Source organism: Burkholderia sp. EMB26 (genome assembly GCF_024730645.1).
GTDB classification, from domain to species: Bacteria; Pseudomonadota; Gammaproteobacteria; order Burkholderiales; family Burkholderiaceae; genus Burkholderia; species Burkholderia cenocepacia.
Genome location: NZ_CP078070.1, coordinates 3,468,353 through 3,493,460, shown reverse-complemented (window position 1 = coordinate 3,493,460; position 25,108 = coordinate 3,468,353). Strand labels below are relative to the sequence as shown.

Genomic DNA, 25,108 nt, shown 5'->3' with positions numbered 1-25,108 from the left:
CGCGACCCAGAATTCCCAGGAAAACCACTCAATGCACGCAAAAAGCCTGACCGAACTGCGCGCCGCGCTCGCCGCCAAGGAATGCTCGGCCGTCGAGCTCGCGCAGCACTACCTGAAACGGATCGACGCCGCGCGCGACCTGAACGCGTTCGTTCAAGTCGACGCCGACCTCACCCTCGCGCAGGCGAAAGCCGCCGACGCCGAACTCGCGCGCGGCGCGGGCGGCGCGCTGACCGGCCTGCCGATCGCGCACAAGGACGTGTTCGTCACGCGCGGCTGGCGCTCGACCGCCGGCTCGAAGATGCTCGCGAATTACGAGAGCCCGTTCGACGCGACCGTCGTCGCCCGCCTGCAGGCGGCCGGCATGGTCACGCTCGGCAAGACCAACATGGACGAGTTCGCGATGGGCTCGTCGAACGAGAATTCCGCGTTCGGCGCGGTGAAGAACCCGTGGGACACGAACGCGGTGCCGGGCGGCAGCTCGGGCGGCAGCTCGGCCGCCGTCGCCGCGCGCCTCGCGCCGGCCGCGACCGGCACCGACACCGGCGGCTCGATCCGCCAGCCCGCGTCGTTCGCGGGCGTGACGGGCATCAAGCCGACCTACGGCCGCGTGTCGCGCTACGGGATGATCGCGTTCGCGTCGTCGCTCGACCAGGGCGGCCCGATGGCGCAGAGCGCGTCCGACTGCGCGCTGCTGCTGAACGCGATGGCCGGCTTCGACGAGCGTGACTCGACGAGCCTCGAGCGCGACGACGAAGACTTCACGCGCCACCTCGGGCAGCCGTGGGCGGCCGGCAACGACGCGGGCAAGCCGCTCGCCGGCCTGCGCATCGGCTTGCCGAACGAGTATTTCGGCGCCGGCCTTGCCGACGACGTGCGCGCGACGATCGACGCGGCGCTCAAGCAATACGAAGCGCTCGGCGCGACGCTCGTGCCGGTGTCGCTGCCGAAGACGGAGCTGTCGATCCCCGTGTACTACGTGATCGCGCCGGCGGAAGCGTCGTCGAACCTGTCGCGCTTCGACGGCGTGCGCTTCGGCCACCGCGCCGCGCAGTACGGCGACCTGCTCGACATGTACAAGAAGTCGCGCGCCGAAGGCTTCGGGCCTGAAGTGAAGCGCCGGATCCTGGTCGGCACGTATGTGCTGTCGCACGGCTACTACGACGCGTACTACCTGCAGGCGCAGAAGATCCGCCGCATCATCGCGAACGATTTCCAGGAAGCGTTCAAGTCCTGCGACGTGATCATGGGCCCGGCGTCGCCGACGGTCGCATGGGATCTCGGCGCGAAGGGCGACGATCCGGTGCAGATGTATCTCGCGGATATCTACACGTTGTCGGTGAGCCTCGCCGGTCTGCCCGGCATGAGCGTGCCGTGCGGCTTCGGCGCGGGCGCGAACGCGCAGCGCCCGGTCGGCCTGCAGATCATCGGCAACTATTTCAACGAAGCCCGGATGCTGCAGGTCGCCGACGCGTTCCAGCGCGCGACCGACTGGCACAAGCAAGTTCCGGCAGGGGTGTAAGCACATGGCTACTCAGTGGGAAGTCGTTATCGGTCTCGAGACGCACGCGCAACTGTCGACCGTCTCGAAGATTTTCTCGGGCGCATCGACGCAGTTCGGCGCCGAGCCGAACACGCAGGCGTGCCCGGTCGACCTGGCGCTGCCGGGCGTGCTGCCGGTGCTGAACCGCGGCGCGGTCGAGCGGGCGATCCGCTTCGGCCTCGCGATCGGCTCGACCATCGCGCCGCGCAGCATCTTCGCGCGCAAGAATTATTTCTACCCCGATCTGCCGAAGGGCTATCAGATCAGCCAGTACGAGATTCCGGTCGTGCAGGGCGGCCAGATCACGATCCAGGTGCCGGCCAACGAAAAGGCCGGCAAGGCTGCGTACGAGAAAACGGTCAACCTGACCCGCGCGCACCTCGAGGAAGATGCGGGCAAGTCGCTGCATGAAGACTTCGCCGGGATGACGGGGATCGACCTGAACCGCGCGGGCACGCCGCTGCTCGAGATCGTCACCGAGCCGGAAATGCGCAGCGCGGCCGAGGCCGTCGCGTACGCGAAGGCACTGCACGGGCTCGTCGTGTGGCTCGGCATCTGCGACGGCAACATGCAGGAAGGCTCGTTCCGCTGCGACGCGAACGTGTCGGTGCGCCCGGTCGGCCAGGAGAAGTTCGGCACGCGCGCGGAAATCAAGAACCTGAACTCGTTCCGGTTCCTCGAGGAAGCAATCAACTACGAAGTGCGTCGGCAGATCGAGCTGATCGAGGACGGCGGCGAAGTCGTGCAGGAAACGCGCCTCTACGATCCGGACAAGCGCGAGACGCGTTCGATGCGCAGCAAGGAAGACGCGCACGATTACCGCTACTTCCCCGATCCCGACCTGATGCCGCTCGTGATCGGCCAGGACTGGATCGAGCGCGTGCAGTCCGGCATGCCGGAACTGCCGGCCGCGATGCAGCAGCGCTTCGTCGACGAGTACGGCGTGTCCGCGTACGACGCGGGCGTGCTGACGTCGAGCAAGGCGATGGCCGCGTACTTCGAGGCGGTGGTCGCGAAGGCCGGCGCGGCGAATGCGAAGATCGCCGCGAACTGGCTGATGGGCGACGTGTCGTCGCAACTGAACCGCGACGGCATCGAGATCGACGCGATTCCCGTCTCGGCCGCGCAGCTCGCGCTGCTGCTGCAGCGCATCGCCGACGGCACGATCTCGAACAAGATCGCGAAGGAAATCTTCGCGACGATCTGGGACGAGAAGGCGACCGACGAAGGTGCGGCCGACCGCATCATCGACGCGAAGGGCCTGAAGCAGATCTCCGACACCGGCGCGCTGGAAGCGATCATCGACGAAGTGCTCGCGGCGAACGCGAAGTCGGTCGAGGAATTCCGCGCGGGCAAGGAAAAGGCGTTCAACGCGCTGATCGGCCAGGCGATGAAGGCGACCAAGGGCAAGGCCAATCCGCAGCAGGTCAACGAGCTGCTGAAGAAGAAGCTCGGCTGAGCATGCGCGCGCGCCTGAACCGCGCTTGACGACGGGCCGCTCCCGACCAGTTCGGGGCGGCCCGTCGCGTTTGGTGGATGCGTTATCGTATGCATCGCACCGTCCAACGGAGGAACGAATGGCGAAACAACCGTCGCTCGACGATTTCCGCGTGCCGTACAGCACGCGCGAGAAGGAAGCCGCCGCATTCAGGCTCGACGCGTTCGACCCGGCCGCGAAGCCGTTTTCGTCCGGCTCGAAGGAGGCCGACCGTGAACGGCTGTCGGTCGTGTCGACCGAGCTCGACGTGCAGCAGGAGCGCCTGCACACGCAGCAGAAGAAGCGCGTGCTGCTCGTGCTGCAGGGGATGGATACGAGCGGCAAGGACGGCACCGTGCGCGCGGTGTTTCGCGAGGTCGATCCGCTCGGCCTGCGCATCGTGCCGTTCAAGGCGCCGACGCCGATCGAGGCCGCGCACGACTTCCTGTGGCGCGTGCATGCGCAGGTGCCGGCGGCCGGCGAGCTCGCGATCTTCAACCGCAGCCACTACGAAGACGTGCTGGTGCCGCGCGTGCTCGGCGCGATCGGCGACAAGGAGTGCGAGCGCCGCTACCGGCAGATCCGCGATTTCGAGACGATGCTGTTCGAGAACGGCACGACCATCATCAAGTGCTTCCTGCACATCTCGAAGGACGAGCAGCGCGCGCGGTTGCAGGCGCGCATCGACGATCCGACCAAGCACTGGAAATTCGACATCGCCGATCTCGACGCGCGCAAGCACTGGGACGCCTACCAGTCCGCGTACCGCGACGCGCTCGCCGCGACGTCGGCCGAGCATGCGCCGTGGTACGTGATCCCGGCGAATTCGAAGACGCACCGCAACGTGATGATCGCCGAGCTGCTGCTGCGCACGATGACCGACATGAAGCTGGAATTCCCGCCGCCGAAGCCCGAGCTCGAAGGCGTGAAGATCCGTTAAGCTGCCCCCTGTAAAAATATCGAACTGAACGGAACCCGACATGATGCGAGTGATCACCGCCAACCTGAACGGCATCCGCTCCGCCGCGAAGAAGGGCTTCTTCGACTGGCTCGGCGAACAGAACGCCGATTGCGTGTGCGTGCAGGAAATCAAGGTATCGGCCGACGACCTGCCGGCCGAATTCGTCGAGCCGCACGGCTTCAAGAGCTATTTCCACCACGCCGAGAAGAAGGGCTACAGCGGCGCGGGCGTGTACAGCCGCCGCGAGCCCGATGACGTGATCATCGGTTTCGGCAGCAGCGAATTCGATCCCGAGGGGCGTTACGTCGAGGCGCGCTACGGCAAGCTGTCGGTCGTGTCGGTGTACGTGCCGTCCGGCTCGAGCGGCGAGGAGCGCCAGCAGGCGAAGTACCGCTTCATGGCCGAATTCATGCCGCACCTCGCCGCGCTGAAGAAGAAGCGCGAGGTGATCCTGTGCGGCGACGTGAACATCGTCCACAAGGAAATCGACATCAAGAACTGGAAGAGCAACCAGAAGAACTCGGGCTGCCTGCCGGAAGAGCGCGAGTGGCTCACGAAGCTGTTCGACGACGTCGGCTACGTCGACGTGTTCCGCACGCTCGACCCGCGTCCCGAGCAGTACACGTGGTGGAGCAACCGCGGCCAGGCGTACGCGAAGAACGTCGGGTGGCGGATCGATTACCAGATCGCGACGCCGGGCGTGGCCGGGACCGCGAAAAGCACGTCGATCTTCAAGGACATCAAGTTCAGCGACCATGCGCCGCTGACGGTCGACTACGACTACCAGAAGTGATGGCCGGCGGCTGCGCCGCGCGCGCAGCCGCCGGGCCATTCATCCCGGTCGCCGGATGCAAAACGGGCCGCCTGTTCCGACAGGCGGCCCGTTTCGCTTGGGGCGGCGCTTACTGCCTGAGCGACGCCATGTCGATCACGAACCGGTACTTCACGTCGCTCTTCAGCATCCGCTCGTAGGCCGTGTTGATCTGCTGCATCGGAATCGTCTCGATATCGGACGTGATCCCGTGTTCCGCGCAGAAATCGAGCATTTCCTGCGTTTCCGCGATCCCGCCGATCAGCGAACCCGCGAGGCGGCGGCGCTTGAAGATCAGGTTGAACACCTGCGGCGACGGATGGTCGTGCTCCGGCGCGCCGACGAGCGTCATCGTGCCGTCGCGCTTGAGCAGGTGCAGGAACGGATTCAGGTCGTGCTGCGCGGCGACCGTGTTCAGGATGAAGTCGAAGCTGTTCAGGTGCGCGTTCATCTGCGCTTCATCCTTCGAGATCACGACTTCGTGCGCGCCGAGCCGCTTGCCGTCCTCGATCTTCGACGGCGACGTCGTGAACAGCACGACGTGCGCGCCCATCGCGCGCGCCAGCTTCACACCCATGTGGCCGAGGCCGCCGAGACCGACGATGCCGACCTTCTTGCCGGGGCCGACGTTCCACTGCCGCAGCGGCGAGTAGGTCGTGATCCCCGCGCACAGCAGCGGCGCCGCGCCGGCCGGGTCGAGCGTGTCCGGCACGCGCAGCACGAACGCCTCGTCGACGACGAGCTGCGTCGAATAGCCACCGTACGTGATGTCGCCCGTCACGCGGTCCTGGCCGTTGTAGGTGCCGACGAAGCCGTTCTCGCAATACTGCTCGAGGCCTTCTTCGCAGCTCGCGCAGGTGCGGCACGAATCGACGAGACAGCCGACGCCGACCAGCTCGCCGACCTTGAAGCGCGACACCTGCGGGCCGGTCGCGCTCACGCGGCCGACGATTTCATGGCCCGGCACGACCGGGTAGATCGTGTTGCGCCATTCGTTGCGCGCCTGGTGAAGGTCCGAGTGGCAGACGCCGCAGTAGAGGACGTCGATCTGGACGTCGAGGTCGCGCAGCGCGCGACGCTGGAATTCGAACGGGGCGAGCGGCGACTGCGCATCGGTCGCCGCGTAGGCATAGGTCGTACTCATGCAAGGGCTCCTTGTCCGGAAAACATCCGGCGAAACAGACTGCCGTCGCATCATGTGGCGATGCGGCGAGACAGGACGTCATCGTAAGGAGCGCGGCGCCGCGGCGAAATACACGAAGGTCTGGAAGATTTGCCTATTCCTCTCGAATTGCCCGCGAACAGCCGTCAAAATGTGTCCAAGGTGCTACATTGCGAGCCAGATTCTCTTGCCGGACAGGGCCGTACCGATGAGCTTCCAACCCCTTTTGGCCGACGCGGGCGAGCGCCTGCAGCGCCGCATGATCGAGCTGCACACGCGCCTCGCGCCGAACGAGGGCGACACGCTCGCGGCGCTCGACGGCGTGCGCTTCATCCGTGTGACCCATCCGGCGCCGCGCATGCCGGTGCTGTACGAGCCGAGCATCATCGTCGTGTGCCAGGGGCGCAAGCTCGGCTATCTCGGCGACCGCTCGTTCGTGTACGACGCGCAGCAGTATCTGGTGCTGTCGGTGCCGCTGCCGTTCGAATGCGAGACCTTCGCGAGCATGGACGAGCCGTTTCTCGCGATCTCGATCCGCGTCGATCTCGCGGTGATCGCCGAACTCGCGATCCTGCTCGACGAGACGCTCGGCGCGGCGGTCAGCGAGCCGCTCGGCGTCTATTCGACGCCGCTCGACGCGCCGTTGGCCGATGCCGTCGTGCGCCTGCTCGAAGCGCTCGCGTCGCCGCACGACACACGGGTGCTGGGGCCGGCGATCATGCGCGAGATCGCGTATCGCGTGCTGACTGGCGAGCAGGGCGACGCGATGCGCGCGGCGCTCGTGCAGCAGCATCATTTCGGCCGCATCGCGAAGGCGTTGCGGCGCATCCATGCGGAGCTGAAGGCCGATCTCGACGTCGAGACGCTCGCCCGCGAAGCCGGGATGAGCCTCGCGGTGTTTCACGCGCAGTTCAAGCACGTGACGGCGACGTCGCCGATGCAGTACGTGAAGACCGCGCGGCTGCACCAGGCGCGGCTGATGATGGTGCGCGACGGGCTCGGCGCCGGCGCGGCGGCCGCGCGGGTCGGCTATGCGAGCGCGTCGCAGTTCAGCCGCGAGTTCAAGCGGCTGTTCGGCCGCAGCCCGGGAGACGAAGTGCGCTGGATGCGCGACAGCGGGGTGCGCCCGGCCATGGCCGACGCGCACGCGTAGCGTCCCGGCGCCGCGCGGCGGTTCAGCGCCGCACGATCTTGCGCCGCTGCGCGCTGATGCCCGCGTAGTCGGGCAGCGATTCGACACGCTTGCCCGTCGCCTTCGCGTACAGCGGCATCAGGTCCGGCAGCCGGTTCAGCAGGTCCTGGCGGCGCGCGCTGCTGTACGGATGCGTGTAGATGAAGCCCGACGCCTTGTTCGCGCGGGTCGCGACCGCGAGCTTGTCCCACAGCGTGATCGCCGCGCGCGGATCGAAGCCCGCGCGGGCGGCGATGTCGCCGCCGATCACGTCGGCCTCGGTCTCGTCGGTCGGGTCGTAGTGGAGCGATTGCAGGCGCTCGCCGAGGTTCAGCGCCTGCGGCAGCGGATCGCCGACGCCGAACAGCGGCGGCAGCGCGGCCGCGCGCAGCGACGTCTGCGAGGTCACGCTGAAGTTGCTGCGCGCGTGTTCGCGCAGCGCATGGGCGATGCCGTGCGCGAGCAGCACGCCGAGCTCGTCGTCGTTCAGGCGCACCCGATCGAGCATGCCGCCGTACACGAGCACCTTGCCGCCCGGCAGGCAGGTCAGGCGGATGTCGCGCGAGCGGATCGCGTTCACGTCCCAGGCCCAGCTTTTCACGCGGTCGTTCCACTTCACCGAATACGGCGCGAGCTTCGCGACGATCGCGCGCAGCCGCTTCACGCGCGGCTGGTTCGCGCTCAGCAGCCGGTTGCTGTCGGCGGCCGCCTGGACGATCTGTGCGTACTCGTTCGCGGTGAGCTGTTCGAGCAGCGGCGACGGGATCAGCGTGCGGAATGCGATCGCGTTGCCGTAACGGACCTGCTGCGGCGTCGGCGTATAGGCCTTCGCGGGCGCCGCGGCGCCGGTCGGCTGCGCGCCTTCCGCGATGGACGGCGCGGCGGGCGCGGCCGCCGTCGCAGGCGCGGGCGGCGTCGCCGGCGCGGAGCCCGCCGCGGTCGCGCCGGTGTCGCTCGCGCAGGCGTCCATCGCGGCCAGTGCCGCGGCGCCGATGCTCAACGCAGCCGCGACGCGGGCGAGACGATGCAGGCGGTTACTGCGCACGGCTCGCCTCGCCGTCGCGTGCGGTACCGTTCCACGGCGCGATCCTGAACAGCAGCAGCATGCCGGGAATCGCGAGCGCGGTACACACGATGAAGTAGTCGAACCAGCCGATCTTCGCGACGATGAAGCCGCTCGCGGCCGACGCGAGCGTGCGCGGCACCGACGCGAGGCTCGTGAACAGCGCGAACTGCGTGGCCGTATAGCGCGGGTCGGTCGTGCTCGCGATATAGGCGACGAACGCGGCCATCGTCAGGCCGGTCGTGAAGGTTTCGAAGCCGTAGACGATCGCGAGCGCGACCGTCATCGGGCTGAATTGCGGCGTGACGGCGATGCCGAACACCGACAGCGCGGACGCGATCGCGTGACTCGTCGACACGGTGAAGTCGTACAGCATCGCGAGCACCGGCGAGCCGGGGCCGAGCTGCGCGAGCCACGCGAAGCCGAGCGTCGACACCAGCTGCAGCGCGCCGAAGATCCACAGCCCGCGGCCGATGCCGATCTTCACGAGCCAGATGCCGCCGATGATGCCGCCCAGCACGCTCGCGACGAGCGCGGTGGTTTTCGCGACGATGCCGATCTCGGTGCGCGTGAAGCCGATGTCGAGGAAGAACGACGTCGACAGCGTGGTGGCCATCGTGTCGCCGATCTTGTACAGGAAAATGAACGCGATGACGAGCAGCGCGCCGGCCCAGCCGTCGCGCTGGATGAATTCGCGGAACGGCAGCACGATCGCGTCGCGCAGGTTGCGCGGCGGCGCGCCGACCACTTCCGGCTCGCGCACGACGAGCGTCATCAGGATGCCCGGCAGCATGAACGCCCCGGTGATCGCGAACACGGCGTCCCACGGCATGTGGTCGGACAGGATCAGCGCCAGTGAGCCGGGGATCAGCGCGGCGAGCTTGTACGCGTTCACGTGCACCGCGTTGCCGAGGCCCTGCTCGGTGTCGCGCAGCAGCTCGCGGCGGTACGCGTCGATCACGATGTCGGCGCTCGCACCGAAGAACGCGACGAGCGTGGTGAGCGCGGCGACCGTCCAGATCGAGTCGCGCGGCGACACGAAGCCGAGCGCGGCGATCGCGCCCGCGACCAGCAGCTGCGTGAGCAGCAGCCAGCCGCGCCGGCGGCCCGGCCGCCAGCCGGGCAGGCGCGGGATGTAGCGGTCCATCAGCGGCGCCCACAGGAACTTCCACGTATACGGGAACTGGATCAGCGCGAACAGGCCGATTTCCTTCAGGTTCACGCCTTCGGAGCGCAGCCATGCCTGCACGAGGTAGACGAGCGTGAAGAGGGGCAGACCCGACGTGAAGCCCAGGAACACGCAGATCAGCATGTGCGTGTTCAGATAGGCTCGCCAGCCGGGGTGATCCTCGTGAGCGGTGAGTGCGGGCGCCTCGTGTGGCGTTTTCGACATGGACTGGAACTGGGTAGCGTTGACTGATGGCGGCGGCAGCGCAGGCGGCGCGAGCGGCGCACGAGGGGCGACCGCTCGCGCGTGCGGACCGGAGCTTCCGTCAACGGCCCCCCGGCTCAGCTGCGCTTGACGCGGTAGACAGCAAGACTACCACGCCAGTTCGCTCCCCATCGAATCGGCTGGCCTTCGTGCAGCACGATGCGGTCGAGAATCGTGACGCCGACCTCGGGCGCGAGCGCCTCGAAATCCTTGATCGTCAGCACCCGCACGTTCGGCGTGTTGTGCCACTGGTAAGGCAGCGACTTCGACACCGGCATGCGGCCGCGCAGCACCGACAGCCGGTGCGCCCAGTAGCCGAAGTTCGGGAACGACACGATGCATTCGCGCCCGACCCGCGCGGTTTCGCGCAGGATCGCGGCGGTCTGGTGAATCGTCTGCAGCGTCTGCGACAGGATCGCGATGTCGAAGCTGTGGTCCTCGAACAGGCGCAGGCCGTCCTCGAGGTTCTGCTGGATCACGTTGATGCCGTTCTTCGTGCTCGCGAGCACGCCCGCGTCGTTCAGCTCGATCCCGTAGCCGGTGACGTCCAGCTCTTCCATCAGCAGCGACAGCAGCGAGCCGTCGCCGCAGCCGAGGTCGAGCACGGTCGCACGCGGCTCGACCCAGCGCGCGATCGCGCGGAAGTCCGCGCGCGCGGACAGGGAATTCAGCGCTTGCTGGTTCATGCTCCTACCTCGTTGGCGATTCGTTCGTAATACGCGCGGATCAGGTTGTGATAACGCGCATCGTCGAGCAGGAACGCATCGTGGCCGTGCGGCGCATCGATTTCCGCGTAGCTGACCGTGCGCTTGTTGTCGAGCAGCGCCTTCACGATCTCGCGCGAGCGCGCGGGCGCGAAGCGCCAGTCGGTCGAGAAGCTCGCGATCAGGTACTTCGCCTGCGTGTGCGCGAGCGCGGCCGTCAGGTTGCCGTCGAACGCCTTCGCCGGATCGAAGTAGTCGAGCGCGCGCGTGATCAGCAGGTAGGTGTTCGCGTCGAAGTAGTCGGCGAACTTGTCGCCCTGGTAGCGCAGGTACGACTCGACCTCGAACTCGACGTCGAAGCTGAAGTTGTACGCGTCGAGCGCGCCGTCGGCGCGGCGCAGCGCCCGGCCGAATTTCTCGGCCATGTCGTCGTCGGACAGGTACGTGATGTGGCCGATCATCCGCGCGACGCGCAGGCCGCGCTTCGGCTTCACGCCGTGCGCGTAGTAGTCGCCGCCGTGGAAATCGGGATCGGACAGGATCGCCGAGCGCGCGACCTCGTTGAATGCGATGTTCTGCGCGGACAGCTTCGGCGTCGACGCGATGTCGATGCAGTGCGCGACGCGTTCCGGATACATCAGGCTCCACGCGAGCGCCTGCATGCCGCCGAGGCTGCCGCCCATCACCGCGGCGAAGCGCTCGATGCCGAATGCGTCGGCGACGCGCGCTTGCGCATGCACCCAGTCCTCGACGGTGACCACCGGGAACTTCGCGCCGTACGGCTTGCCGGTCGACGGATCGATGCTCATCGGTCCGGTCGAGCCGAAACACGAGCCGAGGTTGTTCACGCCGATCACGAAGAAGCGGTTGGTGTCGAGCGGCTTGCCCGGGCCGACCATGTTGTCCCACCAGCCGGTGCTGCGCGGATCGTCCGCGTAGACGCCGGCGACGTGGTGCGACGCGTTGAGCGCGTGGCAGACGAGCACCGCGTTCGAGCGCGCGGCGTTGAGCTCGCCGTACGTCTCGACGACGAGCTGATAGTTGCCGATCACGCTGCCGCTTTGCAAGCGCAGCGGTTCGGCGAAGTGCATGGTCTGTGGAGCGACGATGCCGATCGATTCCATTCGTTCCGCCTTATGACTGGGCGGCTAAATGGTGTCGGCGATGCGCGGAGGCGAAGGTGCGCGGCTGACGACCTCTTTAGCCGCATTTGTAGTGAACCGCCAGGGCGAACGCACAGCCACGCCCTGGCCGGTTCGCGCGCCCGCAATCGAGTCAGCAAATCGGCGCGCTTCCGACCTGCCGCCCGTGGGGCGACAGTCGGCAAAGTATAGCGGAAATTGCGAGGCCCGGATTCGGGCGCATGGCGGGGCGCGCCGTCATGCGTCGGTCACTGCAGGATCAGCCGCAGATGCGCATCGGCCTGCTCGCCCGGCGGCTTCTGGAACCCGCCTTTCGCGAACCGATGCCACCGGCCGATCACGTAGCTGACGAGCAGGCTCGCGCGGGCGCCGGGATCGTAGTCGGCGGGCAGCACGAACGGCGTCGCGCCGTCCTGCGGCGCATTCGCCTCGGTACGCGCGACGCGCAGGCATTGCTTGACGGTCGCCTCGATCCGGTCGAGCAGCTGGTTCACGCGCTCGGTGAGCCGCTCGTCCTCGCCGACCAGCGCCTCGCCGGTCAGCACGCGCGTCATGCCGGGGTTCTTCGCGGCGAAATTGAGCATCGTCAACGCGATCGTGCGGGCCTGCAGCACGCCGTTCGGCTCTTTCGCGACGATCTGGTTGACGAGCCCGAACAGCGCCTGTTCGATGAACTCGATCAACCCTTCGTACATCTTCGCCTTGCTGGTGAAGTGCCGATACAGCGCGGCCTCCGACACGTCGAGCCGGGCCGCGAGCGCGGCGGTGGTGATTTTCTCGGGTTTCGGGGCCTCGAGCATCGCCGCGAGCGTCTGCAGGATCATGACGCGGCGCTCGCCTGGCTTCGGGCGCGGGCGCGAGGGTGTGGCCTGGCCTTCCGTTACGGCTTGGTCCTGCGGGTAAGTCGGCTGCATTTTTGTCGCCCCGATCGTGTGCCCAGTCGCAGCGATTTTAACGAACGAATGCGCTGGTCGACATAATGCGGACGTCCGGTCGCCGGCAGATGGCCGGGCAAGTGGCCGGTGATCCATATCGTGCCGATGCCCAGACGCTTGTAGCGTTTCAGGTGGCCGCGCGTATCCTCGACGAGGATCGCGTCGGCGAGCCGTGCGTGCGCGGCGCGCAGCGTCCGGCGCAGCATCGTGTGATCGGGCTTCGCGCGCCACGTGCGGCGGTCGCGCATGTGCTCGATCGCGATCACGCGCTCGAACAGCCGCTCGATGCCCAGCTCGCGCAGCACCGCACGCGCATAGTTTTCCGGCGCGTTGGTCAGGATCAGCTTGCGGCCCGGCAGCGCGGCGACGATCCGCGCGAGGCCGCGCTCGGCCCGCACCATCGCGGGCAGGTCGGAAAACGTGTGGACCACGCGCAGGAAATCGTGCGGGTCGATCGGGTGATGGCGCGTGAGACCGAGCAGCGCGGCGCCGTAGCGCTCGGTGTAGTCGGTGCGCAGGCGGTCGGCTTCGGCGCGCCCGACCTGCAGCGCGTCGATGATGTATTGCGTCATCGCACGGTTGATCTCGGGAAAGATCGCATGCGATGCGTGGTGCAGCGTGTTGTCCAGATCGAACAACCAGACCGGCGCGCCGGCGCGCGGCCGGCTGCGCGAGATGCGCCGGCGCCGCAGCGGGGCCGGCAGGTCGGGGCGGGCAGGCGGGCGGCGCGCGCTCAATGCGAGCGGATCATCGTGCCGAACGGCTGCTCGGTCAGGATTTCCAGCAGCACCGAATGCTCGATCCGGCCGTCAACGATGTGCACCGACTTCACGCCGCTCTTCGCGGCGTCGAGCGCCGACGAGATCTTCGGCAGCATGCCGCCGGAGATCGTGCCGTCCTCGAACAGCGCGTCGATCTCGCGCGCGGACAGGTCGGTCAGCAGGTTGCCGTCCTTATCCATCACGCCCGGGATGTTGGTCATCATCAGCAGCTTCTCGGCGTTCAGCACCGTGGCGAGCTTGCCTGCGACCAGATCCGCGTTGATGTTGTACGACAGGCCGTCTTCACCGAAGCCGATCGGCGAGATCACCGGGATGAACGCGTCGTCCTGCAGCGCCTTCACGACCGCCGGGTTGATCGCCTCGACTTCGCCGACCTGGCCGATGTCGATGTACTGGCCCGGGTTGTCGCGGTCCGGCATCAGCAGCTTGCGCGCGTGGATCAGGCCGCCGTCCTTGCCCGTCAGGCCCACCGCGTGGCCGCCGAAGTGGTTGATCAGCATCACGATGTCCTGCTGCACTTCGCCGCCCAGCACCCATTCGACGACTTCCATCGTCTCTTCGTCGGTGACGCGCATGCCCTGGATGAAGGTGCCGGCCTTGCCGATCTTCTTCAGCGCGTGATCGATCTGCGGACCGCCGCCGTGGACGATCACCGGATTGATGCCGACCAGTTTCAGCAGGATCACGTCGCGCGCGAAGCCTTGCTTGAGCCGCTCTTCCGTCATCGCGTTGCCGCCGTATTTGATGACCACGGTCTTGCCGTGGTAACGACGGATGTACGGCAGCGCCTCCGCGAGGATTTCTGCTTTCAGCGTGGGGGCGATCTGCGAGAGGTCGATGGGCTCGGACATGGCGGCGGCTCTGGCTGGGAACGGTTGAAACAGGCCGAATTGTACAGGAGTGGCGCAGCGCAGCATCGGGTTTTTGGGCCGATCGGAACACCGGCGGCGCGCCGCGGCATCGCACGCGGCGGCCCGCCGGCTATGGCGCGGCGCGATTCGGGCGGCGCTCGCACGGGCGACACCGGCGGGCTGGCGCGCGCGTGTTTGCGGTGGAGCCTGGTCAGGCGGCCGACGTGCAAAATCCGGCCGCCGCGCTATGCTTGTCGCGTGGGGCGATGTCCCGCCCGCTTCCGCGATTGCGCCATGACCGATTCCGCCGCCGACGCCCGTTCCGCTCCGCGCCGTGCGCGCTGCCCGCGCTGCGGGCGCGGCTTCGACTGCGGCGCGCACACGCAGCCGTTCGACTGCTGGTGCGCGTCGATGCCGGTGCCGCCCGGCGGTACGCCGCCCGCGGCCGGCGCGCGGTGCCGGTGCCCCGAGTGTCTGGCCGACGAGATCGCGCAGCGCATGGCCGGCGCGGCCGGTTGACGGTGCCGCGCCACGCACGCGCCTCGCCCGTTCGCGTGCGCCGATCCGGCCCCGCTAGAGGCGCCGGGCGCTAAACGGGTAAACTGCTCGGATGCAACGAATCACCACCACCGGGCGCGTCAACCTCAGTCACCTGTTCTGGCTCCGTAATCTCGCGATCATCGGCCAGCTCGTGACGATCGGCGTTGTGCAGACCTATTTCGGCGTGCATCTGCCGTTGCCGGCGATGCTGATGGTCATCGCGCTCGAAATCGTTTTCAACGCGCTGACCTGGGTGCGCGTGCTGCGTGCGCGGCCCGAGACCAATTTCGAGCTGCTCGGCCAGCTGTGGGTCGACCTTGGTGCGCTGTCCGCGCTGCTGTTCCTGTCGGGCGGGACGACCAACCCGTTCGTGTCGCTGTACCTGCCGTCGCTCGCGATCGCGGCGGCCGTGCTGCCGTGGCACCTGATGATCTGGCTCGCGGCGTTCGCGGTCGCCTGCTACGCGGCGCTCGGCTTCGACTCGGTGCCGCTCAACATGGACAACCCGGCGAACCTGTTCGATTACTACCGTACCGGCATGTGGGCGAACTTCATGGTCAGCGTCGGGCTGATCGCGTGGTTCGTCGCGCGCATGTCGAATGCGCTGCGCCAGCGCGACGCGGCGCTCGGCGAGGCGCAGGCGCATCTGCTGCGCGACGAGCGGGCCGTCGCGCTCGGCGTGCAGGCCGCCACCGTCGCGCATGAAATGGGCACGCCGCTGTCGACGATCGCGATGCTCGCCGAGGAGTTGCGCGACGCGGCGCGCGCCGATCCTGGGCTGGCGCGCTACGAGGCCGACCTGAAGGTGCTCGAGGAACAGATGACGCTGTGCACGTCGGCGCTCGCGCGCCTGCGCAGCCGCGCGAGCGCGCCGGCGAGCCGCCAGCCGGTGGACGACTGGCTCGACACGTTCGTCGAGCACTGGCGCCTGCGGCATCCGCACGTGCAGTTCGAACTGCTCGGCGCGCGCCCGGCCGGCGTCGCGCTCGACGATACGGTCGCGGCCGGCCAGATCCTGACGATCCTGCTCGACAACGCCGCGCGCGCGAGCCCGCAGCGCGTGACGCTTGCCGCGAAGGTCGCGCACGATCGCGCGGCCGACGAAATCGAATTCGAGGTATGCGACGATGGGCCCGGCATTCCGGCCGCGCTGCGCGAATCGCTCGGCGCGATGCCGGTCGACAGCACGCAGGGCGGGCACGGCGTCGGCCTGTATCTCGCGTTCAGTGCGGCCGCGCGGCTCGGCGGCGAGATCGAACTGTCCGATGTCACGCCGCGCGCGGCGGGCGGCAACGGGCGCGCCGGCGGTGCGGCAAATGGCCACGCGGCGGCGGCCTCGGGACAACGCGCGGGATCACGCACGGGTGCACCGGCAGCCGAACGGCCAGCCGGCACGCCGGACAGCCGCCCGGCCGGCGCCGCGGCCGGGCGCGGCACGCGGGCCGTGCTGCGCCTGCCGGTCGTGCGCGTCGCGATGCCGGCGGCCTCAACCAACACGTAGACGGAGAAACCCCATGAGCGAGAACAATTTCCTGGTGATCGACGACAACGAGGTGTTCGCGGGCACGCTCGCGCGCGGCCTCGAGCGCCGCGGTTACGCGGTCCAGCAGGCGCACGACAAGGAGGCGGCGCTCCGGCTCGCCGCAGGCGGCAAGTTCCAGTTCATCACCGTCGACCTGCATCTCGGCGAGGATTCGGGGCTGAGCCTGATCGCGCCGTTGTGCGACCTGCAGCCCGATGCGCGCATTCTCGTGCTGACCGGCTACGCGAGCATCGCGACCGCCGTGCAGGCCGTGAAGGAAGGCGCCGACAACTATCTGGCGAAGCCGGCGAACGTCGAGTCGATCCTGGCCGCGCTGCAGACCAACGCGACCGAAGTGCAGGCCGAAGAAGCGCTTGAGAATCCGGTCGTGCTGTCGGTGGACCGGCTCGAATGGGAGCACATTCAGCGCGTGCTGGCCGAGAACAACAACAACATCTCGGCGACCGCGCGCGCGCTGAACATGCACCGCCGCACGCTGCAGCGCAAGCTCGCGAAGAAGCCGGTGCGGCAGTAAGCGGCGCACCAACGAAAACGGGCGACCCCCGAAGGGGCCGCCCGCTTCTCATCCGGCGCCGCGCGCGTTACAGCACGTAGCGCGACAGGTCTTCGTCCTGCGACACTTCGCCGAGCGCGCGGTCGACATACTTCGCGTCGATCGTCACGCGCTCGCCGGCGTGGTTGCCCGCCGAGAACGACACTTCCTCGAGCAGCTTCTCGATCACCGTGTACAGCCGGCGCGCGCCGATGTTCTCGGTTTTCTCGTTGACCGCGAACGCGATCTCGGCGAGGCGCCGGATGCCGTCGTCGGCGAATTCGAGCTGCACGTCTTCGGTCGCGAGCAGCGCCTGGTACTGCTTGACGAGGCTCGCGTCGGTCGCGACGAGGATTGCCTCGAAGTCGTTCACCGACAGCGAATCGAGCTCGACGCGGATCGGGAAGCGGCCCTGCAGTTCGGGAATCAGGTCGCTCGGTTTCGCGAGGTGGAACGCGCCGCTCGCGATGAACAGGATGTGATCGGTCTTCACCATCCCGTACTTCGTGTTGACCGTCGTGCCTTCGACGAGCGGCAGCAGGTCGCGCTGCACGCCCTGGCGCGACACTTCGCCGCCGCTGCCTTCGTTGTTGCGCGACGTGATCTTGTCGATCTCGTCGAGGAACACGATGCCGTTCTGCTCGACGTTCTGCACGGCCTTCGTCTTCACTTCCTCTTCGTTCAGCATCTTCGCCGCTTCCTCGTCGGTCAGCAGCTTCAGCGCTTCCTTGATCTTCACCTTGCGGCGCTGCTTCTTGCCGCTGCCGAGGTTCGAGAACATCGAGCGAATCTGCTCGGTCATCTCTTCCATCCCCGGCGGCGCCATGATGTCCATGCCGACCGACGGCTGCTCGAGGTCGAGCTCGACTTCCTTGTCGTCGAGCTGACCTTCGCGCAGGCGCTTGCGGAAGGTCTGGCGCGTCGCGTTGTTGTCGTCGTTCGCGTGCTCGGCGTTGCCGCCGAAGCCCACCGCGCGCGGTTGCGGCAGCAGGATGTCGAGGATGCGGTCTTCCGCCTGGTCGGTCGCCTTGCTGCGCACCTTGCGCATTTCGGCTTCGCGCGTCTGCTTGACCGAGATCTCGATCAGGTCGCGCACGATGCTGTCGACGTCGCGGCCGACGTAGCCGACTTCGGTGAACTTGGTCGCTTCGATCTTGATGAACGGCGCGTCGGCGAGCTTCGCGAGGCGGCGCGCGATTTCGGTCTTGCCGACGCCCGTCGGCCCGATCATCAGGATGTTCTTCGGCGTGATTTCCTGGCGCAGCGGGTCGGCGACCTGCTGGCGGCGCCAGCGATTGCGCAGCGCGACGGCGACGGCCTTCTTCGCCTTCGCCTGGCCGATGATGTGCTTGTCGAGTTCCGAGACGATCTCGGCAGGGGTCATGGTGCTCATGGGGTGTCCTTACTCGATCGTTTCGATGATGCGGTTGTGGTTCGTGTAGATGCACATGTCGCCGGCGATCCCGAGCGACTTCTCGACGATTTCGCGCGGCGACAGGTCGGTGTTCTCGACGAGCGCGCGGGCCGCGGCCTGCGCGTACGCGCCGCCCGAGCCGATCGCGCAGATGCCGCCTTCGGGGTCGAGCACGTCGCCGTTGCCGGTGATCACGAGCGTGGTGGTGGCATCGGCCGTGATCAGCATCGCCTCGAGGCGGCGCAGCATCCGGTCGGTGCGCCAGTCCTTCGCGAGCTCGACGGCCGCGCGGGTCAGGTTGCCCTGGTGCTTCTCGAGCTTCGCCTCGAAGCGGTCGAGCAGCGAGAACGCATCGGCGGTGCCGCCCGCGAATCCGGCCAGTACCTGGTTGTTGTAGATCCGCCGCACTTTCCGCGCGCCACCCTTCATGACGATGTTGCCGAGGGTTACCTGGCCGTCGCCGCCGAGCGCGACCTTGTCGCCGCGCCGGACCGAAACGATGGTCGTGCCGTGAAATTGCTCCATCTGCGTTCCTTGAGAAAAACGGGGAAGAGTCGGGCGGCGCGACGCGCCGCCGCGTGAATCCGCAGTGCGCCGGGGAGCGGCCCGGCGCGCGTCCGTTTCATTTTAGGGCGGGCGCCGGGATATCAAGAGGGGGAGGCAAATCGGCCGGCAGCCGGGAACCGGTGCCGGAAAACAAAAAGCGCGCGGCAGGCCGCGCGCTTTCGGGAAGCAGCGTGTCTGAGCGGAATACCGCTCGATCAGTCGCCGAACAGCTTCTGGCGCAGCTCGCGGCGCTCCTGCGCCTCGAGCGACAGCGTGGCGGTCGGACGCGCGAGCAGGCGCGGAATGCCGATCGGCTCGCCGGTTTCCTCACACCAGCCGTAATCGCCGGAATCGATGCGGGCGAGCGACTGCTGAACCTTCTTGAGGAGCTTGCGTTCGCGATCGCGCGTGCGCAGCTCGAGCGCATGCTCTTCCTCGATCGTCGCGCGGTCGGCGGGATCGGGGACGATCACCGTCTCGCGCAGGTTCTCGGTCGTCTGGCCTGCATTCTTGAGGATGTCCGCCTGCAACTGTTCGAGCCGATTTTTGAAGAAGGCGAGCTGATCCTCATTCATGTAATCCTTGTCGCTCATCTTCAGGATTTCGGCTTCGGTCAAGAGTTTCTTCGTCATCTGCTTGCTTCTTCAATGTGCGGCAAATCAAGAGATATTGCCTGCACTTTGGGATTACCCGCAACCGCGCTTGCAATCATTTGCGATTTGCCGCCGCGGGGCCGAAAGCCTCTGGAAAACCGGTTCTCAAATACCAGGATAGGCCTGGCGCGGATTTGCGCGCGCTGCGAACCGGTGTGCTGCGCGGCAGATCGCATCGGCCGCGGCCGGGAGGCGGATGGGCGATCCGGCGCGGTTGCGATGCCCGGAAAACTGGTTCAGCAAGAACCGGGCCTGTTTGTTGCCGTACTCCAGCGGGCACGTATTGTAACTGAATCGCAAGCGGCCGCCGTATCGGGTCGATCCCCGTCGGCCGCGCCAATATCTAGAAAATATAACGCGCAAATCGCGAAAAAGCGATGACGGCGAAACCCTGCCCGGAAAAGGCGTCGCGCGGCTGCCGCAGCCGCCTGCGAAGGCGGCCGGCAGCGGGGTGCGGCAGGCGCCCGCGCGGGTCAGGCGAGGCAGGCGTCGAGGCCGTCGGTGATCAGGTCCTGCGGCAGGTCGACGCCGATGAACACCATCTTGTTGGTTTTCTTCTCGACCGGCAGCCACTTCGCCGCGAGGTCGCTGCCCATCATCTGGTGCACGCCCTGGAACACGACCTTGCGGTCGACGCCCTTCATGTACAGCACGCCCTTGTAGCGCAGCATGCGCTCCCCGTAGATCTGCAGGATGCCGCCGAGGAAGTCTTCCAGCTTGTTCGGATCGAACGGGCGGTCGTTGCGGTACACGAACGACTTGATCTTGTCGTCGTGGTGCGCGTGGTGATGGTTGTGGTGGCCGTGGTCGTGATCGTGCGCGCATTGGCCGTGATCGTGGTCGCAATTCGCGTGATCGTGATCATGGTCGTGATCGTGGTGGTGGTGCGCGTGATCGTCCTCGGCGAGGAAATCGGGATCGATCTCGAGCTTCGCGTTCAGGTTGAAGCCGCGCAGGTCGAAGATTTCCTTGATGTCCGCTTCGCCGAAATTCACGACCTTGATCGCGGCCTTCGGGTTCATGTGCATCAGGCGGTGCTTCAGGCCCGCGACGGTCTGGTCGTCGACGAGGTCCGACTTCGTGATGAACAGGCGGTCGGCGAAACCGACCTGACGCTGCACCACTTCGTGTTCGTCGAGCTGCGCGTTCGCGTGCTTCGCGTCGACCAGCGTGATGACCGCGTCGAGCAGGAAATCGTCGGCGATTTCGCTGTCGATGAAGAACGTTTGTGCGACGGGGCCCGGGTTCGCGAGGCCGGTCGTCTCGATCACGATGCGGTCGAAGTCGAGCTTGCCTTCGCGCTTCTTCGCGGCCAGATCGCCGAGCGCGCGGGCGAGGTCGCCGCGGATCGTGCAGCAGATGCAGCCGTTGCTCATCTGGATGATCTGCTCGTTCGAATCCTGCACGAGGATTTCGTTGTCGATGTTCTCTTCGCCGAACTCGTTCTCGATCACGGCGATTTTCATGCCGTGCTGTTCGTTCAGGATGCGCTTGAGCAGCGTCGTCTTGCCGCTGCCGAGGAAGCCGGTAAGGATGGTGACGGGAGTGGCCATGTCGGTCGCCTGTGGTTCGTGAATCGGGGTCAAAACCAGGATGTGCGTCGCGCCCTCGCGCTGCGAGCCGGGGCGCACAACCATCCATTGAAACATACCTGTCAAGCCCCCGCCCATCGTCCGGACGACAGGGGCGAGGCGCGGCCCGACAGGCGGAGCTGGCGGACCGGGTGTCCGCCAAGATCGGGGCGATCAGACAATTTGCAACAGCAGGCCCTTCAGATATTCGCCTTCCGGGAACGCGGCGAGCAGCGGATGATCGACGCCCGCGCCGAGCCGCTTCAGGATCCGTGCGTCGACCTTCGCGTCGGCGGCCGCGCCCGCGACGATCTTCTGGAACAGGTCCATGTCGATCGCGCCCGAGCACGAGTACGTGAACAGCAGGCCGCCCGGACGCAGCAGCCTGAAACCGCTCAGGTTGATGTCCTTGTACGCGCGCGCCGCGCGATCGACGCTGTCGCGGGTCGGCGCGAACTTCGGCGGATCGAGCACGATCAGGTCGAATCGTTCGCCTTCGTCGACGAGGCGGCGCAGCGTCTTGAATGCATCGGCGTCGAGCCAGGTCGCGCGTTCGGCGTCGAAGCCGTTGGCCACGACGTTCTGCTGCGCGAGCGCGAGCGCATCGCCTGACGAGTCGATCGACACGACGCGTTTCGCGCCGCCCTTGAGCGCCGCGAGCGAGAAGCCGCCGGTGTAGCAGAAGCAGTTCAGCACGTCGCGGTCGGTCGCGTACTGCGCGACGAGCGCGCGGTTGTCGCGCTGGTCGACGTAGAAGCCCGTCTTGTGGCCGTTCGGCACGTCGACGTGATAGCGCACGCCGTTTTCGTTCGAGATCAGCGTCGCGGGCGGCGCGTCGCCGGCCAGCACGCCGGTCGTCTGTTCGAGCCCTTCCTTGTCGCGGATCGACACGTCCGAGCGCTCGTACACGTTCGGGCAGCCGGTCGCGCCGGTGAGCGCCGCGACGATCGCGTCCTTCCACGCTTCGACGCCCGCGGCCATGAACTGGCAGACGAGCTGGCCGCGCGGCGCGGCGCCGGCCTCGGCGGTGTCCGCGACGTAGTAGTCGACGATCAGCCCCGGCAGCCCGTCGGCTTCGCCGAACACGAGCCGCACCGCGCCCGTGCCCGACACCATCGTCGTGCGGTGCGCGACCGCGCGCTGCACGCGGCGCTTGAAGAACGCGTGATCGATCGGCTCGTGCTCGTCGAAGCTCCACACCCGCACGCGGATCTGCGACTGCGGGCTGTACGCGCCGCGCGCGAGGAAGCGGCCGTCGTGCGCACGCACGAGCACGGTCGCGCCGGGCGCGGGCTTGCCGTCGACGCGGTCGATCGCATTGGCGTAGATCCACGGATGGCGGCGCAGCAGCGATTTTTCCTTGGACGGCTTGAGGGTGACGGTTTGCATGATGAGATCGAAATGGGCCGGGCGCGGCGCCGGCCGGTGCCGGCCGCCGCGCGTGGCGGGTAACACGGGACGCGCGTCAGTCGCGCTTCTTCGCGCGCGGATGCGCGCTGTCGTAAATCTTCGCGAGATGCTGGAAGTCGAGCGACGTATAGACCTGCGTCGCGGCGACGCTCGCGTGGCCGAGCAGTTCCTGCACCGCGCGCAGGTCGCCGCTCGACTGCAGCACGTGCGTCGCGAACGAGTGGCGCAACACGTGCGGGTGGACGTTGGCGGGGATGCCGGCGGCGAGCGCCGCGCGCTTCACGCGCTCGCGCACGACGCCCGGCGACATTCGGTTGCCGCGCACCGACACGAACAACGGATGCGGATCGTGCTTCACGAATTCGCCGCGCACCGCGAGCCACGCGTTCAGCGCGTCGATCGCCTTGCGGCCGACCGGCACCTTGCGCTCCTTGTTGCCCTTGCCGCGCACGGTGACTTCGGCTTCGGCGAGATCGAGCCAGCCGGCCGAGCGGTAGCCGTCGGCCTGCGTGTACGTCACGTCCAGCCCGATCAGCTCGGCGAGGCGCAGCCCCGACGAATAGAATAGCTCGAGGATCGCGTGATCGCGGATGCCTTCGGTCGTGCCGGCGAGCGGCGCGTCCATCAGCGCGGATGCGTCGTCGACCGACAGCGCCTTCGGCAGCGTTTTCGGGCGCTTCGGCGCGCGCACCGCGGCCACCGGGTTCGCGGGCATCTCGATGCGTTGCGCGAGCCAGCGGTAGAACGCGCGCCACGCGGAGAGCCGGTGCGAGATCGAGCGCGCGGACAGCCCGCCCGCATGCGCGCGGGCGACCGCGCCGCGCATGTCGGCGGCGGTCAGCGCGTCGAGCGGCCGGCCGGCCGCGAGCTTCTTCAGTTCGTCGAGTTCGTGCGTGTACGCGCGCAGCGTGTGTTCCGACAGCTGCCTGACGTGCTTCAGGTTCGACAGGTAGGCGGCGATCGGATCGTCGGTCATCGCGTGCGGCGGATCAGTGCGGCAGCAGGCGCGTGAGCGCGGCGCTCGCGAGCGTCGCGATCTGTGCGAGGAAGTCGGTGGCCATCCCGTCGTGGAAGCGGCGCGGATCGGGCGAACCGAGGACCAGCAGGCCGAACGCGGGCGCATCGTTGCCGGCGAGCGGCGCGCGCAGCGCGAGCAGTGCGACCGACGCGGCCGAGCCGTCGCCGGCCGGCGCGGCTTCGGTGCCTTCCGCGGCGCTCGCGGCCGGGGCGGCGAGCGCGGGCGCGAGCCACTGGGCGGCTTCGAAGCCCGTGTTCGCACCGCAGTACGGCGTCGACAGGCCGTTCGTGAACAGGCGCACTTCCTCGCCGACCTGGCGCGCGAAGTCGGCTTGCGCGTAGGTGTCGGCGACGTCCCACACGCGCAGCGCCGTCTGCGGTACGTCGAACACGTCGGCGATGCCGTCGGCGATCGTGCGCGGCAGCGCGTACGGATCGCGCTCCGCGATCACGCGCGCGGTCCAGCGGCTGAATTTCGCGGACAGGCTGTCGTTCTCGTGGCCGTAGCGCACGAGTTCGGCGAGCCGGCGCTCGAGGTGCTTGTTCTTGTCGCGCAACATCTCCATCTGCCGCTCCTGCAGCGAGATCGCGGCCTTGCCGTGCGGGTTCGCGAGACGGATCGTCGCGAGCAGCTCGGCGTGCTGCGCGAAGAATTCGGGATTGGCGAGCAGGTAGTCGGCGACTTCGCGATCGTTCATGTGGCTGGAGCGTTCAGTTATCAAGGACGTTGCAGGGTCAGGCGTTCAGGTCGATCTCGCCTTCGAACACGGTCGTGGCGGGGCCGGCCATCATCAGCGCGGCGGCTTCGTCGCGCGCGCCGTCCCAGCCGATCGTCAGCGTGCCGCCGTGCGTGTGCACGGTCACGGGCGAATCGAGCAGGCCGCGCCGGATGCCGGCCGCGACCGCCGCGCATGCGCCGGTGCCGCACGCGAGCGTCTCGCCCGCGCCGCGTTCGTACACGCGCAGCTTCACTTCGCGGCGCGACACGATCTGCATGAAGCCGGCGTTCACGCGCTGCGGGAAGCGCGCATGACGCTCGATCAGCGGGCCTTCTTCCAGCACCGGATACGCTTCGGCATCGTCGACGACCTGCACGGCGTGCGGATTGCCCATCGACACCGTCGAGATCCAGCGCGTCGCGCCGCCGACGTCGAGCGGCCACAGCGTGTCGCGGCCTTCCTGACGGCCGTCGAGCCCCGCTGCGTCGAACGGCACCTGCGCCGGCGCGAACACGGGCGCGCCCATGTCGACGACGACTTCGCCGTTGTCCTGCAGCGTCAGCGTGATCAGGCCCTTCATGACCTGCACGCGCACGCTGCGCTTGTCGGTCAGGCCGCGGTCGCTGACGAACTTCACGAAACAGCGCGCGCCGTTGCCGCAGTGCTCGACCTCGCCGCCGTCGCAATTGAAGATCCGGTACTTGAAATCCGCGCCGTCGACGGTCGGTTTCTCGACCAGCAGCAACTGGTCGGCGCCGATGCCGAAATGGCGGTTGGCGAGTGCGCGCACCTGCGCGTCGGTGAGCGGCGGCAGCGCGCGCGAATAGCCGTCGAGCACGACGAAGTCGTTGCCCGCGCCGTGCATCTTGGTGAACGAGAGTTTCACTGGGTCCGGAATTCCATGGCGAACGAGGCGGTCGGCACGACACGGACGGCCGGCGGCCATGCCGGGGCAGCCTCGTTCGTCGTGCTGATCTCAACCGCAAATGATACATGCAGCCGGCAGGGGCGTCCTGCGCGGGCGGGGCCGCGCGTCCGTCGTGCAGATGGAAGGGGGCGCAATCTGCCGATTGGCCGATTGGCCGACTGGCCGCGCGAACGACGAGCGGCCGGATCGACAGGGGGGCGG

Annotated in this window: 24 protein-coding genes; 8 read left to right on the top strand and 16 right to left on the bottom strand. The window is 67.6% G+C overall.

The genetic code is table 11. The annotated features are described in order from the left end of the window. Window positions 1-31: 31 nt before the first annotated feature. The 4 genes from gatA (at window position 32) to KU887_RS16455 (ending at window position 4,774) form a co-directional block, all read left to right on the top strand. Entirely contained in the window at window positions 32-1,522 is a 1,491-nt protein-coding gene (gatA, locus tag KU887_RS16470) for an Asp-tRNA(Asn)/Glu-tRNA(Gln) amidotransferase subunit GatA (RefSeq protein WP_058901905.1), read from the top strand. A gap of 4 nt (window positions 1,523-1,526) precedes the next feature. Then, entirely contained in the window at window positions 1,527-3,002 is a 1,476-nt protein-coding gene (gene gatB, locus KU887_RS16465; RefSeq protein WP_006482505.1) for an Asp-tRNA(Asn)/Glu-tRNA(Gln) amidotransferase subunit GatB, read from the top strand. 118 nt (window positions 3,003-3,120) lie between these two features. After that, on the top strand, window positions 3,121-3,960 hold the full coding sequence (locus KU887_RS16460) for a polyphosphate kinase 2 family protein (protein ID WP_060210644.1): 840 nt from the start codon (window positions 3,121-3,123) through the stop codon (window positions 3,958-3,960). 40 nt (window positions 3,961-4,000) lie between these two features. Continuing rightward, entirely contained in the window at window positions 4,001-4,774 is a 774-nt protein-coding gene (locus KU887_RS16455) for an exodeoxyribonuclease III (RefSeq protein WP_006494378.1), read from the top strand. A 109-nt stretch (window positions 4,775-4,883) separates the two neighbouring features. Here the strand turns inward: KU887_RS16455 and KU887_RS16450 are convergent, their stop codons facing one another. Beyond that, window positions 4,884-5,936 (bottom strand): NAD(P)-dependent alcohol dehydrogenase, encoded by a 1,053-nt coding sequence (locus KU887_RS16450; protein WP_062911127.1) that lies wholly within the window; start codon window positions 5,934-5,936, stop codon window positions 4,884-4,886. 226 nt (window positions 5,937-6,162) lie between these two features. On the opposite strand from KU887_RS16450, the gene KU887_RS16445 reads away from it, so the two are divergent. Then, window positions 6,163-7,107 (top strand): AraC family transcriptional regulator, encoded by a 945-nt coding sequence (locus KU887_RS16445; RefSeq protein ID WP_048986109.1) that lies wholly within the window; start codon window positions 6,163-6,165, stop codon window positions 7,105-7,107. Between the two features lie 22 nt (window positions 7,108-7,129). Here KU887_RS16445 and KU887_RS16440 read toward each other — a convergent pair whose 3' ends face one another. The 7 genes from KU887_RS16440 to argB all read right to left on the bottom strand — a co-directional run bounded on the left by KU887_RS16440 (window position 7,130) and on the right by argB (window position 14,034). Then, window positions 7,130-8,170, bottom strand: a complete 1,041-nt coding sequence (locus KU887_RS16440; RefSeq protein ID WP_034201229.1) for a M48 family metallopeptidase — start codon at window positions 8,168-8,170, stop codon at window positions 7,130-7,132. Continuing rightward, the gene (locus KU887_RS16435) at window positions 8,160-9,581 is read right to left on the bottom strand and encodes an AmpG family muropeptide MFS transporter (RefSeq protein WP_006484646.1); all 1,422 of its coding nucleotides are present in this window, start codon (window positions 9,579-9,581) and stop codon (window positions 8,160-8,162) included. The genes KU887_RS16440 and KU887_RS16435 overlap by 11 nt, the downstream gene beginning before the upstream one ends. Before the next feature lie 116 nt (window positions 9,582-9,697). Then, window positions 9,698-10,306, bottom strand: coding sequence for a methionine biosynthesis protein MetW (metW, locus tag KU887_RS16430; RefSeq protein ID WP_006484645.1), 609 nt, complete (start codon window positions 10,304-10,306; stop codon window positions 9,698-9,700). Beyond that, window positions 10,303-11,448, bottom strand: coding sequence for a homoserine O-acetyltransferase (locus KU887_RS16425; protein WP_006484643.1), 1,146 nt, complete (start codon window positions 11,446-11,448; stop codon window positions 10,303-10,305). Before KU887_RS16425 ends, metW begins: the two co-directional genes overlap by 4 nt. Window positions 11,449-11,714: 266 nt before the next feature. Further along, window positions 11,715-12,380, bottom strand: coding sequence for a nucleoid occlusion factor SlmA (gene slmA / locus KU887_RS16420; protein WP_012492337.1), 666 nt, complete (start codon window positions 12,378-12,380; stop codon window positions 11,715-11,717). Beyond that, entirely contained in the window at window positions 12,347-13,138 is a 792-nt protein-coding gene (locus KU887_RS16415; protein WP_258250502.1) for a pyrimidine 5'-nucleotidase, read from the bottom strand. The genes slmA and KU887_RS16415 overlap by 34 nt, the downstream gene beginning before the upstream one ends. Continuing rightward, window positions 13,135-14,034, bottom strand: coding sequence for an acetylglutamate kinase (gene argB / locus KU887_RS16410; protein ID WP_006490510.1), 900 nt, complete (start codon window positions 14,032-14,034; stop codon window positions 13,135-13,137). The genes KU887_RS16415 and argB overlap by 4 nt, the downstream gene beginning before the upstream one ends. Before the next feature lie 294 nt (window positions 14,035-14,328). Between argB and KU887_RS16405 the strand changes: the two genes are divergently transcribed. The 3 genes from KU887_RS16405 to KU887_RS16395 all read left to right on the top strand — a co-directional run bounded on the left by KU887_RS16405 (window position 14,329) and on the right by KU887_RS16395 (window position 16,631). Continuing rightward, window positions 14,329-14,553 (top strand): cysteine-rich CWC family protein, encoded by a 225-nt coding sequence (locus tag KU887_RS16405; protein ID WP_006495544.1) that lies wholly within the window; start codon window positions 14,329-14,331, stop codon window positions 14,551-14,553. Window positions 14,554-14,644: 91 nt separating this feature from the next. After that, a complete protein-coding gene (locus tag KU887_RS16400) occupies window positions 14,645-16,075 on the top strand; it encodes an ATP-binding protein (RefSeq protein ID WP_006495543.1) in 1,431 nt (476 codons plus the stop codon). Between the two features lie 13 nt (window positions 16,076-16,088). Then, window positions 16,089-16,631 (top strand): response regulator transcription factor, encoded by a 543-nt coding sequence (locus KU887_RS16395; RefSeq protein WP_006483687.1) that lies wholly within the window; start codon window positions 16,089-16,091, stop codon window positions 16,629-16,631. Window positions 16,632-16,698: 67 nt separating this feature from the next. Here the strand turns inward: KU887_RS16395 and hslU are convergent, their stop codons facing one another. From hslU to dapF, 8 genes are all read right to left on the bottom strand, one after another. After that, complete coding sequence (hslU, locus tag KU887_RS16390) at window positions 16,699-18,042, bottom strand: ATP-dependent protease ATPase subunit HslU (protein ID WP_006483681.1); 1,344 nt, start codon at window positions 18,040-18,042, stop codon at window positions 16,699-16,701. A 9-nt stretch (window positions 18,043-18,051) separates the two neighbouring features. Further along, window positions 18,052-18,588 (bottom strand): ATP-dependent protease subunit HslV, encoded by a 537-nt coding sequence (hslV, locus tag KU887_RS16385; RefSeq protein ID WP_258250501.1) that lies wholly within the window; start codon window positions 18,586-18,588, stop codon window positions 18,052-18,054. A 236-nt stretch (window positions 18,589-18,824) separates the two neighbouring features. After that, window positions 18,825-19,241 (bottom strand): RNA polymerase-binding protein DksA, encoded by a 417-nt coding sequence (gene dksA / locus KU887_RS16380; RefSeq protein ID WP_006477498.1) that lies wholly within the window; start codon window positions 19,239-19,241, stop codon window positions 18,825-18,827. 494 nt (window positions 19,242-19,735) lie between these two features. Further along, window positions 19,736-20,911 carry a GTP-binding protein gene (locus tag KU887_RS16375; protein WP_171984008.1) on the bottom strand — a complete coding sequence of 392 codons (1,176 nt, stop codon included), beginning with the start codon at window positions 20,909-20,911 and terminating at the stop codon, window positions 19,736-19,738. A gap of 96 nt (window positions 20,912-21,007) precedes the next feature. Beyond that, the gene (locus tag KU887_RS16370) at window positions 21,008-22,222 is read right to left on the bottom strand and encodes a class I SAM-dependent rRNA methyltransferase (protein ID WP_059720855.1); all 1,215 of its coding nucleotides are present in this window, start codon (window positions 22,220-22,222) and stop codon (window positions 21,008-21,010) included. Between the two features lie 76 nt (window positions 22,223-22,298). Continuing rightward, entirely contained in the window at window positions 22,299-23,219 is a 921-nt protein-coding gene (gene xerC, locus KU887_RS16365; protein WP_006483686.1) for a tyrosine recombinase XerC, read from the bottom strand. A gap of 13 nt (window positions 23,220-23,232) precedes the next feature. Further along, the gene (locus tag KU887_RS16360; RefSeq protein ID WP_006495540.1) at window positions 23,233-23,958 is read right to left on the bottom strand and encodes a DUF484 family protein; all 726 of its coding nucleotides are present in this window, start codon (window positions 23,956-23,958) and stop codon (window positions 23,233-23,235) included. Between the two features lie 37 nt (window positions 23,959-23,995). Beyond that, complete coding sequence (dapF, locus tag KU887_RS16355) at window positions 23,996-24,865, bottom strand: diaminopimelate epimerase (RefSeq protein WP_006482985.1); 870 nt, start codon at window positions 24,863-24,865, stop codon at window positions 23,996-23,998. Window positions 24,866-25,108: the final 243 nt, after the last annotated feature.

Excerpts from the sequence above, each read along its gene's own strand:
- gatA (WP_058901905.1), top strand. The coding sequence starts at position 32 with ATGCACGCAAAAAGCCTGACCGAACTGCGCGCCGCGCTCGCCGCCAAG.
- gatB (WP_006482505.1), top strand. The coding sequence starts at position 1,527 with ATGGCTACTCAGTGGGAAGTCGTTATCGGTCTCGAGACGCACGCGCAA.
- KU887_RS16460 (WP_060210644.1), top strand. The coding sequence starts at position 3,121 with ATGGCGAAACAACCGTCGCTCGACGATTTCCGCGTGCCGTACAGCACG.
- KU887_RS16455 (WP_006494378.1), top strand. The coding sequence starts at position 4,001 with ATGATGCGAGTGATCACCGCCAACCTGAACGGCATCCGCTCCGCCGCG.
- KU887_RS16450 (WP_062911127.1), bottom strand. The coding sequence starts at position 5,936 with ATGAGTACGACCTATGCCTACGCGGCGACCGATGCGCAGTCGCCGCTC.
- KU887_RS16445 (WP_048986109.1), top strand. The coding sequence starts at position 6,163 with ATGAGCTTCCAACCCCTTTTGGCCGACGCGGGCGAGCGCCTGCAGCGC.
- KU887_RS16435 (WP_006484646.1), bottom strand. The coding sequence starts at position 9,581 with ATGTCGAAAACGCCACACGAGGCGCCCGCACTCACCGCTCACGAGGAT.
- metW (WP_006484645.1), bottom strand. The coding sequence starts at position 10,306 with ATGAACCAGCAAGCGCTGAATTCCCTGTCCGCGCGCGCGGACTTCCGC.
- KU887_RS16425 (WP_006484643.1), bottom strand. The coding sequence starts at position 11,448 with ATGGAATCGATCGGCATCGTCGCTCCACAGACCATGCACTTCGCCGAA.
- slmA (WP_012492337.1), bottom strand. The coding sequence starts at position 12,380 with ATGCAGCCGACTTACCCGCAGGACCAAGCCGTAACGGAAGGCCAGGCC.
- argB (WP_006490510.1), bottom strand. The coding sequence starts at position 14,034 with ATGTCCGAGCCCATCGACCTCTCGCAGATCGCCCCCACGCTGAAAGCA.
- KU887_RS16405 (WP_006495544.1), top strand. The coding sequence starts at position 14,329 with ATGACCGATTCCGCCGCCGACGCCCGTTCCGCTCCGCGCCGTGCGCGC.
- KU887_RS16400 (WP_006495543.1), top strand. The coding sequence starts at position 14,645 with ATGCAACGAATCACCACCACCGGGCGCGTCAACCTCAGTCACCTGTTC.
- KU887_RS16395 (WP_006483687.1), top strand. The coding sequence starts at position 16,089 with ATGAGCGAGAACAATTTCCTGGTGATCGACGACAACGAGGTGTTCGCG.
- hslU (WP_006483681.1), bottom strand. The coding sequence starts at position 18,042 with ATGAGCACCATGACCCCTGCCGAGATCGTCTCGGAACTCGACAAGCAC.
- hslV (WP_258250501.1), bottom strand. The coding sequence starts at position 18,588 with ATGGAGCAATTTCACGGCACGACCATCGTTTCGGTCCGGCGCGGCGAC.
- dksA (WP_006477498.1), bottom strand. The coding sequence starts at position 19,241 with ATGACGAAGAAACTCTTGACCGAAGCCGAAATCCTGAAGATGAGCGAC.
- KU887_RS16375 (WP_171984008.1), bottom strand. The coding sequence starts at position 20,911 with ATGTTTCAATGGATGGTTGTGCGCCCCGGCTCGCAGCGCGAGGGCGCG.
- KU887_RS16370 (WP_059720855.1), bottom strand. The coding sequence starts at position 22,222 with ATGCAAACCGTCACCCTCAAGCCGTCCAAGGAAAAATCGCTGCTGCGC.
- xerC (WP_006483686.1), bottom strand. The coding sequence starts at position 23,219 with ATGACCGACGATCCGATCGCCGCCTACCTGTCGAACCTGAAGCACGTC.
- KU887_RS16360 (WP_006495540.1), bottom strand. The coding sequence starts at position 23,958 with ATGAACGATCGCGAAGTCGCCGACTACCTGCTCGCCAATCCCGAATTC.